General features: G+C 69.1%; 11 protein-coding genes and 2 pseudogenes. 7 read left to right on the forward strand and 6 right to left on the reverse strand.

Translation table 11 applies throughout. From position 1 onward, the window contains the following. Nucleotides 1-35 precede the first annotated feature (35 nt). Nucleotides 36-248: a hypothetical protein gene (locus FB465_RS35005; protein ID WP_145796981.1), complete on the forward strand. Its 213-nt coding sequence runs from the start codon at nucleotides 36-38 to the stop codon at nucleotides 246-248. Here the strand turns inward: FB465_RS35005 and FB465_RS38075 are convergent. Both FB465_RS38075 and FB465_RS35010 read right to left on the reverse strand, forming a co-directional pair. After that, a pseudogene (locus FB465_RS38075) lies at nucleotides 173-715 on the reverse strand (NsdA family TPR-like regulatory protein); the annotation flags it as partial. The gene FB465_RS35005 and the pseudogene FB465_RS38075 overlap by 76 nt on opposite strands. Next, nucleotides 712-2,126: pseudogene (locus FB465_RS35010) on the reverse strand (IS701 family transposase). The pseudogenes FB465_RS38075 and FB465_RS35010, both read right to left, overlap by 4 nt. A 340-nt stretch (nucleotides 2,127-2,466) precedes the next feature. Between FB465_RS35010 and FB465_RS35020 the strand changes: the two are divergent. Together FB465_RS35020 and FB465_RS35025 are read left to right on the forward strand one after the other, a co-directional pair. Then, a protein-coding gene (locus tag FB465_RS35020; protein ID WP_246193060.1) for an IS3 family transposase occupies nucleotides 2,467-3,719 on the forward strand; the annotation gives its coding sequence in 2 pieces (ribosomal slippage) (nucleotides 2,467-2,749 and nucleotides 2,749-3,719; 1,254 coding nt in all). A gap of 32 nt (nucleotides 3,720-3,751) precedes the next feature. Further along, nucleotides 3,752-4,147: a hypothetical protein gene (locus tag FB465_RS35025; RefSeq protein ID WP_145796982.1), complete on the forward strand. Its 396-nt coding sequence runs from the start codon at nucleotides 3,752-3,754 to the stop codon at nucleotides 4,145-4,147. A gap of 72 nt (nucleotides 4,148-4,219) precedes the next feature. Here the strand turns inward: FB465_RS35025 and FB465_RS35030 are convergent, their stop codons facing one another. Beyond that, nucleotides 4,220-4,630 carry a hypothetical protein gene (locus FB465_RS35030; protein ID WP_145796983.1) on the reverse strand — a complete coding sequence of 137 codons (411 nt, stop codon included), beginning with the start codon at nucleotides 4,628-4,630 and terminating at the stop codon, nucleotides 4,220-4,222. A gap of 481 nt (nucleotides 4,631-5,111) precedes the next feature. Then, nucleotides 5,112-6,245: an LUD domain-containing protein gene (locus FB465_RS35035; protein WP_145796984.1), complete on the reverse strand. Its 1,134-nt coding sequence runs from the start codon at nucleotides 6,243-6,245 to the stop codon at nucleotides 5,112-5,114. 152 nt (nucleotides 6,246-6,397) lie between these two features. Between FB465_RS35035 and sigJ the strand changes: the two genes are divergently transcribed. Further along, on the forward strand, nucleotides 6,398-7,351 hold the full coding sequence (gene sigJ, locus FB465_RS35040; RefSeq protein ID WP_145796985.1) for an RNA polymerase sigma factor SigJ: 954 nt from the start codon (nucleotides 6,398-6,400) through the stop codon (nucleotides 7,349-7,351). A gap of 608 nt (nucleotides 7,352-7,959) precedes the next feature. Here sigJ and FB465_RS35045 read toward each other — a convergent pair. Next, on the reverse strand, nucleotides 7,960-8,565 hold the full coding sequence (locus FB465_RS35045) for a hypothetical protein (protein ID WP_145796986.1): 606 nt from the start codon (nucleotides 8,563-8,565) through the stop codon (nucleotides 7,960-7,962). Nucleotides 8,566-8,759: 194 nt separating this feature from the next. On the opposite strand from FB465_RS35045, the gene FB465_RS35050 reads away from it, so the two are divergent. Continuing rightward, the gene (locus FB465_RS35050; RefSeq protein ID WP_145796987.1) at nucleotides 8,760-9,026 is read left to right on the forward strand and encodes a hypothetical protein; all 267 of its coding nucleotides are present in this window, start codon (nucleotides 8,760-8,762) and stop codon (nucleotides 9,024-9,026) included. A gap of 454 nt (nucleotides 9,027-9,480) precedes the next feature. Here FB465_RS35050 and FB465_RS35060 read toward each other — a convergent pair whose 3' ends face one another. Then, nucleotides 9,481-9,774, reverse strand: coding sequence for a hypothetical protein (locus FB465_RS35060; protein ID WP_145796988.1), 294 nt, complete (start codon nucleotides 9,772-9,774; stop codon nucleotides 9,481-9,483). A 34-nt stretch (nucleotides 9,775-9,808) separates the two neighbouring features. Here FB465_RS35060 and FB465_RS35065 point away from each other — a divergent pair, with 34 nt between their 5' ends. Then, nucleotides 9,809-9,988, forward strand: coding sequence for a hypothetical protein (locus tag FB465_RS35065; RefSeq protein WP_145796989.1), 180 nt, complete (start codon nucleotides 9,809-9,811; stop codon nucleotides 9,986-9,988). A 1,936-nt stretch (nucleotides 9,989-11,924) separates the two neighbouring features. Then, nucleotides 11,925-13,301, forward strand: a complete 1,377-nt coding sequence (locus FB465_RS35070; protein ID WP_145796990.1) for an MATE family efflux transporter — start codon at nucleotides 11,925-11,927, stop codon at nucleotides 13,299-13,301. The last annotated feature ends 545 nt before the right edge of the window (nucleotides 13,302-13,846 follow it).

The following is a 13,846-nucleotide window of genomic DNA, read 5'->3' on the forward strand; positions in this document are numbered from 1 at the left end:
TCGAGGAACTCCTCGACGCCGGCGACGTTCTGGTGTTGCCGGAAGCCGGGGGCGAGGTCGCGGATCTGCTGGACACAGCGGGAGGCGCCGATCCGCTCGGCGAGCTGCAGGGCTGGCTGGCTGTGGCGGCGGCTTGGTCGACCTCACCCTGGCCGAGGAGGCTGTCCGTCTCGTACGCCAGGAACACCGCCTTCGTCTTGTCCCGGGCCGCGGGCAGCAGCGCGATGCCCTGGCTGATCTGCTGGTGACCCTGGTCGGGCTGGCCGAGGTCGATGAGACAGCGCCCCGCGTCCACGGCCAGGTCGGCCGGGCCCATCCAGGAGCACCAAGCTGGTGGCGCGCCGGTCGCGGCGTCCAGCGCCCGCTCCGCCGCCCCCAGGTCGCGGTAGCAGGCGAGACCCTCGCCGAGCGTGGCGTGGGCGCGGGCCTTGCGCGGGAGCAGCAGGGAGCGGGCGGTGGGGTCCTCGGTGCGCACGAGAGCGTGGGCGAGGACGTCGACGGCGGTGTTGGGTCGGTGGAGCCAGATGTTCTGGTAGGCGAGGTTGTGAACGCTGTTTGACGTTGACCACTGACCGCCTTGGGTGAGGCTGCCCGGGATCCAGCGCCCTGTATCACGTCTCAGCCCCCGACCGCGGAGAAGGCGGTCGGGGGCTGGTTCAGCAGGTCGCGCGGGCCGGCTTAGCGGTGGTTTGTTAAACCCGTAAGTAGAGATCAAGGGCTCGGCCGGTTGCCAACGAGGCGATGAGCGCTTGGAGTTCGGGTGGCGGGGGCGTGTTGGACCAGGCGTGCCAGTAGCGTTGCAGGGTGTGCCAGGGGTCGAGCCAGGCCCGGATCGCTCGGATGGCTCGGGGCCAGCTGGGCGGTTGGGGCTGGTGGGACACGGGGGTGCCCCCTCTCTGGCCCGTTGGCGGTCTCGGGCGGCTGGGCCTGATCCTGGTCCTGAGTTTGGGGCTCATCGGCGAACCAGGCGTCCCAGCAGAACGAGAACGCGCAGTTCACGAGGGTCTGGTGGCGGCGGATCGCGGTGTCGGAGCGGACCTGGAAGTCGGCCCAGCCGAGTTCGTCCTTGATCTGCTTGTAGCTCTGCTCGATCCAGTGCCGCAGGCCGTAGAGGCGGACGAGCTCGGACAGGTCGGCGGCCGGGTGGGGGCTGTCGGCGGTGCGGGTGAGCCGGGGCGGGGCAGGTCGGTGGCCAGATACCAGGTGGCCTTGTCCGGCAGGGCGGCCGGGTCGGCGGTGGCCACGACCAGGCGCGTGAATCCGTCCGGTCCCCAGGCGCCGAGGCGGGCGTCGGCGGCCCACCAGGTCTCGGTGTGCCCGTCGCGGAAGGTGCGGACAACCGGCGTCCAGTCACCGGGGTGCTCGGGATCTGTCCAGGTCAGGGCGCGGGCGGCGTCGACCGGGGTGTGCGCTTCGTCCCTGTAGGCCCAGGTGCCGCGGCGGGGCTTGAGGGCCATGACGAACGGCAGGCCGGCTTCGCGCAGGGTGTGCCGGAACTCGTCGTGGTCGCCGTAGCCGCAGTCCGCCACCACCGCCCGGAACGTGACCCCAGCCTGGTGGGCCTGGCCGGCGAGGTCGGTGGCGAGCTGGGGCTTGGTGCGGAAGTCGGGGTCGTTGCGTTTCCTTGGGAAGTGGTGGGCCGGGGTGTAGGGCACCGCGTGCAGTGGGTAGTAGAGACGTTCGTCGGCCCAGAGCGTGGTCACCGTGACGACGCCGTTGTCCGTCTTCCCGTACCGGCCCAGCCACTGCCGCCCCACGTGGGCGGTCGCCGTGCCGTCCTTGCGGTCCCCGGAATCGTCGATCACCAGCACGCCCTGGCCGTGCGGCGCGGTGGCCGGATCCGCCAGCAACAGCTCAAGCCGACGGGCGTTGACCTGCTCGAACTGCCAGGTCGACTCCGAGAGGAAGAACTGCAGCCGCTGCACCGCCGGATGCTGAGCCCCGACCACCGGCTCGGCCCCGGCCAGCGCCGTGAGCGTCTTGTTCCTGTCCCTCGGCAGCAACAGGCCGGTCAGGTACTCCCGGAAACCCCGCCATTGAGCCAGCGAGCTGAACAGGTCGTCGAACCTGGCCGCGTACCCCTCGAGGGGCCCGGGAGCCGGTGGACACGGTACGCGCGCGGTCATGGCAGCACCCCCGAAAGACTCTCCTCACCGATACTGCCGAACTGATCCCATGTCAACAAACCACCGTTAGTGGTCGGCGTCGTAAATCCTTCGGGGGTTGTTCACGCTGCCGGTGCGACAGAGGATTCTTCGTGGTGATCGGCGGTGTGCCGGTCGAGCCTGGCCAGCAGATCGTCCAGGTCGGAGGTGGTGAACCTCCACTGGAACGGCTGTGCCGTGGCGTTGTAGCGGTCTTCGAAGGCTCGGAGCCGGTCTCTGGCCTCGGTGAGGTCGGTGAAGTCGTTGGGCGTGAACCGCCCCGGGTTCGGTGGGGACTCGATTTCGTGTAAGGATTCGAGTCATGGCACGTCCCTCTTCCTACCCGCCTGAGCTGCGCCGTCGTGCGGTGCGCATGGTTGCCGAGGTCCTCGGTGACTACCCGAACGAGTCGGCCGCGCTGCGGGCCGTCGCGGAGAAGCTGGGCATCGGCTCGGCCGAGACCCTGCGCAACTGGGTGCGACGCGACCAGGTCGACTCCGGTCAGCGCCCGGGCACGACCACGGAGGAGTCCGCGCAGATCAAGGCGATGAAGAAGGAGATCGCCGAACTCAAGCGCGCCAACGACATCTTGAAGGCCGCGGCGAGTTTCTTCGCGGCCGAGCTCGACCGGCCACACCTTCGCTCGTAGCGTTCATCGACGAGCACCGGGGCCGCTTCGGCGGCGTCGAGCCGATCTGCCGCGTTCTCACCGAGCACGGCTGCAGCATCGCCCCCTCCACCTACTACGCCCAGCACAAGCGCCTGGTCTCGCCGTGTGCTCGCACTCTGCGCGACGAGGAACTCAAGCCGCTGATCAAGGAGGTCCATGACACCAACTACCGCGTCTACGGGGCCCGGAAAGTCTGGCGCGAGCTGCAACGCCAAGGCCACGAGGTGGCCCGCTGCACCGTCGAACGCCTGATGCGTGAACTCGGCATCGCCGGCGCCGTGCGTGGCAAGAAGGTGATCACCACCATCCCCGACCCGGCCGCCGTTCGCGCCCCGGACCTGGTGGACCGTCAGTTCGTCGCCGGCGCGCCGAACCGCTGCTGGGTCGCCGACTTCACGCACATCGCCACGTGGTCCGGCGTCGTCTACGTCGCCTTCGTCGTGGACACCTTCTCCCGCCGGATCGTCGGCTGGGCCGCGTCAACGTCCAAGGAGACCCGGCTCGTCCTGGACGCGCTGGACATGGCGCTGTGGCAGCGCGACCGTGACGGGTTCCCCCACCAGAGAGGCGAGTTGATACATCACTCGGATGCCGGGTCGCAGTACACGAGTTTCCGGCTCGCCGAGCACCTGGACGCCGTCGGCATCGCGGCCTCGATCGGATCCGTCGGCGACGCCTACGACAACGCCCTGATGGAATCCACCATCGGCCTCTACAAAACGGAGCTGATCAAGCCCGGCCGGCCCTGGAAGACCCTCGCCCAGGTCGAGCTCGCCACAGCCGAGTGGACCGACTGGTACTGCCACCGGCGACTCCACGGTGAGATAGGCCACGTCCCACCCGCCGAATACGAGACCGCCTACTACCTCACAGCCACAAAACCCCAGGTCACAACCACAACCTGAGCTCTCTACCGAACCCGGGGCGGTTCAATCACGTGATCCGGCAGTACTTCCCCGGCCGCCTGCGGACCTGGTTCCTCACCGACGCCGGCCGAGAGATCGCGGGCGAGTTCCCCGAACTGGCAGGCCTGGACAGCCCCGTCCCGAGACTGGACGCCGACCGGGCTCTGCTCAACGCGGCGCACACCGAGGACGTGTTCCGGGCCCACCTGCTGTTCCTGCGCGACGCCCGCAAGCGCCGTGACGAATACGGTCCGCTGGACTGGGTGCCGGAGGTCTACCACCGTCTCTCCGACCGGCGTAGGGACGCACTGCGCGCCGACGCCCTGATGCGTTACACGGCCTCGACCCTCGAGGGCCGGATCCACCTGCGGGCGTTCATCGAGCTGGAGTTGGCGATCTTGAGTGCTGCGGGGGTTCACCAGAGATGACATCACCTGGCGGTGATTTCGCCTCTGGTCGCAGCTTCCCGAGCCCCGGGCCTCCGGGGCCCCGTTCACCGATCAGCCGCAGTGCGACCAGCCAGATGCCCAGCTGATGCCTTCCGCGTAGCCGCCCCACGAGATGCACGTGCCTGCGGCACTGAGCTTCACCGGGCCGGCGTAGTAGAGGTAGTAGCCCCCGTCGGGGGCCTCCTTGAGGTCGCTCTGCCGCTCGATGTGCACCCGCAGGTCGTACCTGGTGGTCCCGTTCGGGTTCCGCTTCCAGGTGACGGCGCAGTTGCTCGACCCGTTGTAGAACAGGTAGATGTCGGCCACCGTGCCGAGGGCGTGCTGGTCGATCAGGTAGTAGCCGCTGCCGCAGGCCCCACTCGGCGTCGTGGCCGCCTCGGCCGGAGCGGCCACGGACACCATTCCTGCGGCCATGCTCAGAACGCTGAGCGCGAGGGCCGCTATCCGCTTTGACTTGCGCATGAGTCTCCGTTTCGTACATCCCTGCGATCTGCCGTAGGCACGATAGCAGCGACCAAGATCTTTTGACTACGGGTCAGTACGGCGGCAGACGACCGTGGCCGCTTGAGCGGCGCGGCACCCGGCAGCAACCGTTCGGCATCTGCGACATGACCAGAGCCTTTCACCAGGAGCACTCCCGATGCTGACCTGGCAAGTACCCCGGTGACGTCGAAACTCGCGAACATCACCCGTCCATGGTTCTCGTGTGTCCTGTGCCATGGAATCTTGATTGGTTGCCACTGAACTTTGACCACCGTCGGTTTGTGCCAGCGAAGTTTGATTGCCGCAGCTCAGGCTGGCAGTGCGGTGCGCGGCCCAGGGCAACCGAAGGAGGAATCGACGCGGCAGCACCCGCATAGGGCAGGGCGCGGGGCGGACGGCGAGCCCGATGCGGTTCGCCGTTCGCCCCCGCGGCGTTCTGACGTCCTTGCCGCGCGGGATGTCAGAATCCGATGGCCTCGCGCAGCAGCAGGACGGTGCCGCGCCCGGGCCGCGGCTCGGCGTTGAGGACGAGCAGACGGTTGACCGCGCTCGGTTGCCCGTAGACCGCCTTGGCGCGGGCGGTTTCCAGCGGGAGGGCGTGCTCCTCGACCCGGCGCAGTGCGGTGTTCAGGTCGGGCACCACCTTCTGTGCCCCGACGACCCAGATCGCCCTTGCTGCGCCGCCGGAGGCGGGCAGCTGGCTGCCGCTGCCGGAGGCGAGGACGAGTGAGCCGGTCTCGGTGACGGCCGTGACGCTGGCGACGAAGACGTCGGGGGTGGCGGCCAGTCGGCGGATCTGGTCGGACTCGGTGGCGCGGTCCATCTTCAGCACGCGCGGCCGGATGGCCTGGTAGCGGTCGCCCGTCTCGATGTCCTGCGCGATGCCGGAGAGCCGAAGTGTCTCGCTGGCCCCGGTGAACACGCCCGCGCCCTCCGGTATCAGATCCTTGATGCGGGCGCGGGCCGCCGCGGCGTCGTCGAGCAGTTCGGCGGTAAAGCCGTTCGCCCGCAGCGCGGCGATCGCGCGGTCCAGCCGTTCGGCGGACGCCGGTGCGCTGTAGTCGGCGGCCGCCCCGGTGGCCGGTGCGTCCGCCTCACCGGCACCCGATGCCCGACCGGTGTCTCCGGCCTTGCCGGAGCCGTGCGCCTGAGCGTCGGGGTCGGGCGCAAAACCCCGCAGCGGGGTGGTGTCGACGTACCTGACCTCGTAGACCCGCTCGGCGAACTTCCATCCCTCCGGAGTACGCCGGTAGGTGTCGTGGTAGATGGCGAAGTTCAGGCCCGATTGGCCGTCGAGCACACGCGCGATCTCCTGTATGTACGTGCGACCCGTGGCGGCATCGCCGTCGATCCGGACTGTGCCCGGGTGGCTGTTCTGCACGAAGAAGTCCCACTGGCTTTGCAGGCGTTCGCCACCGGTCCGGATCTCCTCCCGGCCGATGAGCTCGACCGGGACGTTGGGCATGCGCAGAACCCCGTCGGGGGTGAACAGCGCGGCGAGTCGGGCGCGGTCGCGCATCATCGCCGCGTCGGTGAACTCGCCGCGCAGCGCCTCGATCTCGACGCGGTCAGCGATCTCCTGGAAGTCGTTCATGCTGATCTACCTGTTCTGTGGATGGTGCAGTCGCCTTCACCAGTCCGACAACGCAGCCCCGCCGAATGTGAGGCGAGCCGCCGACCTCACATTCCGCCGCTCTGATTCGTCGTAATGGAAGAGGGAACGTGAGCGAGGGAGCCGGAGAGCGTATGACCACCCCGTCGGGACAGGCACAGCGGCAGGCAGACGAGCAGCGGGACCCGGGACTGAGCAGGATCATGAGCGAGCGGCGACAACTGCTCAATCTCGCCTACCGGATGCTCGGGTCCCTGGCCGACGCGGAGGACGTCGTCCAGGAGACCTACACCCGCTGGTACGCGATGTCCCGGGCGCAGCAGGAGGCCGTCGAGTCCCCGGGCGCCTGGCTGACGAAGGTGGCCAGCCGCATCTGCCTGACCCTGCTCGGCTCGGCGCGCACCCGGCGGGAGACCTACGTCGGCGAATGGATCCCAGAGCCGCTGCCCGACCCGGCCGAGTGGATCGCCGGGGCGGCAGGCGGCCCCGGGGCAGACCCGGCTGACCGGATCACCCTCGACGAGTCGGTGACCATGGCCTTCCTGGTCGTCTTCGAGTCGATGACCCCAGCCGAGCGGGTCGCGTTTGTGCTGCACGACATCTTCCGCTACCCGTTCGCCGAGGTGGCCGAGATCGTCGGCCGCAGCCCGGCGGCGTGCCGTCAACTGGCGTCCTCGGCCCGCCGTCGCATCACCGCCGCCCGGACCGAGGCGAGCCCGAACGCGGCCCGGCAGGCGAGCGTCGTCCGGCGATTCAAGGCGGCCTGGGAGGCGCAGGACATCGAGGCCCTGCTGAGCCTGCTCGACCCAGGCGCCACCGCGATCTCCGACGGCGGTGGCCGCGCCATCGCCCACCTGCTGCCGATCGAGGGCGCAGAGCAGATCGCCCACCTCTACCTCACGATCGCCCGGTTCGCGCCGCCCCGCACGATCCTCGAGCGCACCGTCAACGGGCTGCCGGGCCTTGCGGTTGAGTCCGAGGGCCGGATCGAGACGGTGTTCGCGTTCGAGGTCGCCGACGACGACCGGATCACGCACATCTGGGCGGTGCGCAATCCGGACAAGCTCCGCCCATGGCAACTGTCGTGACCGTCCTCACGGGCCGGCGACAGGGGTCAAGGTACAGCGACAACCGGTCAAGGTTCCCTACGTTGTTGACCGGGACGGGCAAGCCCTTCGTATGGTTGGCCCACCCAGGGGTGGAGGGTGTGGCTTTCAAGGTTCTGCCGCTTGTGGCTTCCGTCGCTCGGCCGCCCGACACCCCATGTCGGCGTACGCGTGTTTTCCCTGTACGCCGACACCAAGGCCTGAACTCGCTGTCGTGAGGGTCTCTGGAGTCAAGCAGCAGAGGCCACAGGCCCGTGCGGGTGCGATCTGCGTGCATCCGTGCCCACAGATCGGCGGTGGCTGGTCCGTCGCTCATCCAGAGGGCCTGAACGTCTCCATCGCCTTCGTCTGATGTGATCATCCGGCCTGACGGAAATGGGATCTCGACGGCAGACAGGAGCTCAGGGTTCAGCAGACAGGAGCTCAGGGTTCATGAGCGGATGCTAATCCCGGGCTCCGACCCTGGAGGTCTGTTCACGAGTCGGCCTGACCGGCGGTGAACGAGGCTGCCGAAGATCGTTTCCCGGCCGTGAAGTGATCCTTTCCCGACTTGGGCCTGCTCGACTTCGCGAGCACCGGACGTCCCGATCTCACCTCAAGGACTCGGCCCGCTTGACGGCTTTGGACGCCAAAAGGTGCATGTCTGCTGGTGTGAAGGGGCCGTACTTGGTGACACTCAGGTACACGAGGAGCTTCCCGCGCCTGATGTAGAGGGTGTTCCAGTAGGTCTGCTCGTAGTGCTGTGTGAAGTAACGGGCCTCGTCCCCGAGGTCGCGGAACTGGGCCGGGTCCTGCTCTGAAGGGTTATGGGCCAGCAGGTTGAGCTCGGCGACGAGCTGCGGGAGTCGGGAGGCGGCGTTCTCGGCGCTGTCCGTGCGCTCGAGCTCCTCATTGATCATTTCCAAGCCGCCGTGCTGCCCTACGAAACCGGTGGCCTGGAGCTTGGAATCGTCACTGCATGGAGCTGCCGTTGAGGTGCTTCCGAAGCCTGGCGGAAGGTCCTGATCAGTAATGAGCGCATGGCAAAGTGCCTCTGCGGGGCTGGAATTGGCGTCCGCTGCGCTCGGCGACGTTGTAGTCGGCGCCGTCGGCCGGACCGAGGCGTCGGCCGTGTGGGTGCTGCCGTGCGCCGAGGAACAACCTGAGCCGAGAAGGATCACAGCTCCTGCCAGGGCTGCCGTTCTGAGCTTGTCCATGTGTCGGTCATTCATATGTTCCCCCCAAAGGGTCAGCGACGATTCGGTGGCGGAGCCTAACAGCAGGGGCTTGCTCCCTGGGAGCGAGTTCGTAGCTGGATGAGCTGGAGGCGAGGCTTGCCGTCCTCACTTCCCGGTTCAACGCTCAACCCGTTGCTCTGGGACCGCCAGTTGCTCGGCGGACCCAGCCAGTGATGGTTGCGGGACGGCTGGAGTGGGCGGAGGGGCTGGAGCGGATCCTCGCGTTGCTGGCCACCTCGGGGCGGGTGATGCGGGCTCGGGAGATCGCGTCGGTCATCGGCGAGGACGTCTCTCCCGCGCGGATCGAGACGACTCGGGGCCGGTGCAAGCGTCTGGTCAAGGAGGGCAAAGCCATCGAGGTGGAGCCCGGGGCCTTCCAGATCGCCCCGCAGGCCGCCCTTGCGGCACCGGCCGGTGGGGAGGCGCCCGGGTTGAGGTGAGGAGAGATCAGGTGGCGCCGCCGGGGGTCCAGCCCCGACGGGCGCCGATGGTGCGTCAGCTACCGCTAAGCGGCTTATGCATCTTCGAGCTCAGGGCGATACGCACGCTCGGACGGGCAGTGCCGCGAGTACGTCCACTCCCGGTCGCATACGTTCGCGGCCGGGACGGAATCGAGGCTCAATGCCCCACGGTTCGATCAGCCCTGCTCCCGTCCGGCCATAGCCCGGCATCCAGCGCCGAGGCGAGGCGGGCGACAGTGGCCACGTCCGGCCATGATGTGCCGGCCAGCAGGTTTGGCGATGGCCTGCCGGTTCACCCCGGACGCGGCGGCGGCCTGTCGCAGACTCCACCCGCACTCGGTGAGGGCGACGGCGAGGCGGGCGGAGATCTGCCGCGCTGCCTCCACCCCGGGCTCGACGGCGGGGTCGCCTGGCCAGGCTTCCGGATTGTCGGTCAGCAGTCGCCCTGGACTACAAGCAGGACCAGCGCGGCATCCAGGGCACCCATCTGGGCGCCGTCCTCGTCGACGGTCACCTTGCCTGCCCGCTCATCCCCAACCATGCCGCCGCCGCGACCACCGGCCTGGACGACGCCCGGGTCCGCGATATGCCAGACGATCTCGCCCGGCAGATCGCCGCCCGTGAGCCGTTCTTCCTCAAGCTCAAACAGGGCCCCGACCCGTCCCACCATCCGGCAGCAATGCCCGGCCGCCGGGTCCTCCCCGTCGATCACCTGCCCGCGCTTCAACCGGCTCCACCCGCCCAGCCGCCGGACGCCTGCGGTGATCGACCTCACCGACGCGCGGTCGACCGCCGCTCACCCGGCGGCGAAACTGGCCGCCCAGATCGACCCTACCGAGCGGATGCGGCCTCCACCGGAGAAGGAATTGCCGAGGATCTGCCGCAAGCCAACGATCACCGTCCGCCCCGGCTACCTGGGCAGACTCGACAAGCTCCGGTAGGACCTGCCCCTACTCAGCCCCGCCTGGCACGACGCATTCAAGCCCGTCCGCGCGAACAACGAGGGCATCAACGGGGCCAAGAGCCACCGCATCGACATCGCCGAGCCGAAGAAGCGCCTCACTCACGGCCGGGCCGCCCAGACCATCCTGATCGCGCTGATGATCTGCACCCTCAACCTGCAGATCATCCACGACTGGCAACACGCAACCGACAGCCCACATGGAGCGGCACCTGATCCGAGTTCGGCCCGAGGACATCGCCCCGGATGAGCCCGTCGAGGCCCGTCGGCTGAGGGAGGACCTGGCGGCGGTCTGGGGTGAGGACGACGTGATGCCGGACGGCGTCGGCGCGTGGATCGCGCACCATCGCGGCCCGAACACCCGCAGGACGTACGCCCGGCGCTTCCGTGTGTGGAGCCGCTACTGCCGGGAGCGCGGCCGGCACCCGCTCACCGCGGCCGCGCTCGGCGACGCTTTCGCCCGGCAGCTGGAGACCGCGCCCACCCTGGTGCGGGTCCGGGGCGGCGCGTACGGCGATGGTGCCGAACGGCGAGCCGTACTCCGACGCGGACACGTACCTCGCTGGCCTGGCCCCCGGTGCCCACATCGACCACCGCGGCAGCCCCTTGTGCGATATCCCGTGGGTTCGCGTGAGTGTCCATCCCTCGGATTGACCGTGTTGTCCCAGGTCGGTACGGCGCGAAGGCACGGACGGCCCGAACGGATCATGATGGTTCTTCAGGATTCCCGACGAACCGTCATGATCTCCACATCGAACCACACGCCAGCGACCGTGAAACCCCTGGTCGGATCGATGCTGTGTGATCACCGACTGACGGGAACCCACGGGATTTCGCACACTACCGGACCAGCATCAACCCCGGTTTCGCCGACCTGGTCGCGAAGCTCCACAGCGCCGAACGCGAGCTCGCCGAGCTGGAGCGCGCCGCTGCGTAGACCACTGCTGGGGTGCGTCAGGGCTATTGGGTCCAACGGGCCCATCCATGGCTCGAGTCGCCCGGCACATCCGGTGTCGGCCACGCCGGAAACCTCGACGGTCAGGACCGGCAGGGTTCCGCGTGACCTCAGGACGCGCGGAGGACTCTGTCGCAGGCTGAGCACACCTTCCCCCGCCACTTGGGCGGGTACCACGTCGCGCCGGGCTGAGGAGCCTGGTACGGGTCTCTCCGCATTCGGCCGGTGTCCATACCGCAGAACGTCAGGTCGTCCGGGTTCCCGGGTACGGATGGGTCGGCCGGCGCTGCATGTACGGCACGCACGCCCTCGACGTAGTCCGTGGTGTCACCCAATGCGGAAGCGCGCACGAGTTCGGGTTCGAGTAGTACGACGATGCTCACCACCCCACCCTCCGGGGCGAAGGCGTCAGCCGCACCTGGTGGCCGCTGCAGGGGTGGCTATCAGTCAGGGGCATTGGGTCCAACAGGTCCGTCCGGTGGCGGGTCGTGTGTGAAGGCTGCGTGCGGCCCGCCACCGTGCTTCCGGGCGCCCGCCCCCCGTGACCGGCATGGGCCGCGGCCCGTGCGGAGAGACATCGGAGGCCGTAGAGCCTGCCGCTGGTAGACCGTGATCTTCTTCTTGTCCGGTGCGACTGTTGCCGCCAGTCCCTTCGGGTTGTCCGGAGCATGTGAGCAGGGAGAACGCCTGTGCCAGAAATCGAGCTCCGGACCGGTACACCTCCGGGGTGGACGAGCGGGCCTTCGACCGCTCGTCCACCGCTATCGCCTCAGGGACCACATGCGGCGGCTGCCCGTCGGCCCCTGACACCGGCGCCGCTGCGGAGATCGCCAAGGCCGCCACCGGCAACCACTTTCGATCTTGTACTTTCGCACCTTGGCGGCCCTCGCCCGCCACCGGTACCTCTAGTGGATGTGCCCTCGTCAGAGGCACATTGACGATGTTTCGGGGGAAGTAAGTCGTGCGGGGACATGTGTCGCGGCTGGCCGGGCTCGCCTGGCCGGTCTACGTCGAATTGCTGTCAGGCGTGATCGCGTCGATCATCACCACGTTCTGGCTGGCCCGCCTCGGCGGTCCCGCGGTCGCCGCGGTCACCCTGGCCACCGGCATCGAGCACCTGCTGCTCGGGCTGGTCCTGGTCGTCAGCTCCGGCACCAGCCTCCAGCTGTCCCGGGCCCGCGGCGCCGAGGACACCGCCGAGGCGGGCCGGGTCGCCCGGACCGCCTGGTGGCTGTGCGGTCTGGGCTCGGCCGCCCTAGCCGTACCCGGGATGCTGTACCGCGAGCCCGTGGCCCGGCTCTTCCTCGATGGACCGGCGGTCGCACTGGCCGCCGGCTACCTGGCCGTCGCGTTCCCGGGCCTGGCGGTGTTCTTCGCCCAGAAGGTGGCCGACGACCTCTTCAAGGGATCGGGTGACACCCGGACGCCGATGCGGACCGCACTGCTTGGCAACCTGCTGCTGTTCGCGCTCGACCCGTTGCTCATCTTCGGCGCCGGACCGCTGCCCGCTCTCGGGGTGCCGGGCGCCGCGCTGGCGCTGGTCGCCTCCCGCACCGTGGCACTAGCCGTCGCCCTGGCGCTGCACCGCCGGGTCCGGATGTCCGGGCGGCTGTCGCTCCGGACGGCGCGTCAGATCCTGGCCGCGGGCCTCTCCTTCGGTGTCGACTTCACCACTCGGATGGCGGTCGGCATGGTGCAGCTGGGCCTGGTGGCCTCGTTCGGCGTCGCGGCGGTGGCGGGGTACGGCATCGGCTACCGGACCCTCCTGGTTGCGACCATGGCGTTCTACGCCGTCCGGCAGGCCGCCGGGATCGAGGCCGCGCGGCACGCGGGAGCCGGCCGGGCGAACCAACTGCCCGCACTGGCCCGGGACACGACCACCCTGGCCGCCCTGGTGGGCGCGGTGGCCACCGCCCTGTGCGCCGCCACGGCCGCGCCGCTCACCGCACTCTTCACCCGGGACCCGGCGGTGGCGGCGCAGTCTCTCGCGTTCCTCCGCCTGATGTGCCTCTACCTGCTGCCGTACGCGCTGGTGGTCGGCCTCGGCGGCGTACTCCAAGCGGTGGGGCGCGGCCGGGCCCTGGTCCTGGCCACCGCACTGGGCTTCGCGGTCCAACTCCCGGCCGGGTACGGACTTTCCCGGCTGATCGGCGTCAACGGCGTGTGGGTGGCAATGGCCGCCGGGGCGCTCACCCAGCTCGCCGCGTACCACCTGCTGCGGATCATCCCCTGCAAGCCTGTCGGTGCCCACCGGCGGCCGCGCTCACCCCGGTCGCTCCTGCGGAGGCCGGCCCCGCTCACCACGCCCCGGCGGGTGGAACGCTCCAGCACCGCCTGACGAACGACCAGCACTGCTCAGCGCGTAGGTTCCGTTACATGGGCGGACGCCCACCGAGGTTCAACCACGCCACGTAGCAAGATTCGGAACACAGTCGATCGATGCATCGGCAGGCTCAAGCAGTAGCGTGGCATTGCCATGCGTAACGCCTGCCCGGACGCCCCGTCCGTCGGCCGCCTCATGCGGGAAGCCTCCACCGGCTACTTCCAGCGGCAGCAGGCGGTCACCACCAACCGTCGGACCCCAGGCATCGTCTCCGACGAGCAGCTGCGCGAGTACGAGTGCGCCCACCTCCTGCCGCACGCCGTCGCCCTCGACATCGTCGCTCTGCAGAGCCCCATCGACATCCACAGCGTCGCCCAGTGCGCGAAGGCAGCCAACCGGCTACGCACCCTGGACGCTCTGGCGCCGCCCGCAGACGAGGAGGCGGCCCGGTATTGGCTGCGAGGCGCGTACGCGGACCGGCCGCACGAACTCGACTGCTCGGGCGGCTGCGGCGGCACCGGCGAGACCATCCAGATCTCATCTCGCAGCAGGACGACGGC

Origin of the sequence: Kitasatospora atroaurantiaca, assembly GCF_007828955.1 — a bacterium.
Lineage (GTDB): Bacteria > Actinomycetota > Actinomycetes > Streptomycetales > Streptomycetaceae > Kitasatospora > Kitasatospora atroaurantiaca.

What these genes read in the sequence shown, in the direction of transcription:
- FB465_RS35030 (WP_145796983.1), bottom strand. Translation starts at nt 4,630, where the DNA reads ATGCGCAAGTCAAAGCGGATAGCGGCCCTCGCGCTCAGCGTTCTGAGC.
- FB465_RS35035 (WP_145796984.1), bottom strand. Translation starts at nt 6,245, where the DNA reads ATGAACGACTTCCAGGAGATCGCTGACCGCGTCGAGATCGAGGCGCTG.
- sigJ (WP_145796985.1), top strand. Translation starts at nt 6,398, where the DNA reads ATGACCACCCCGTCGGGACAGGCACAGCGGCAGGCAGACGAGCAGCGG.
- FB465_RS35045 (WP_145796986.1), bottom strand. Translation starts at nt 8,565, where the DNA reads ATGGACAAGCTCAGAACGGCAGCCCTGGCAGGAGCTGTGATCCTTCTC.
- FB465_RS35050 (WP_145796987.1), top strand. Translation starts at nt 8,760, where the DNA reads ATGGTTGCGGGACGGCTGGAGTGGGCGGAGGGGCTGGAGCGGATCCTC.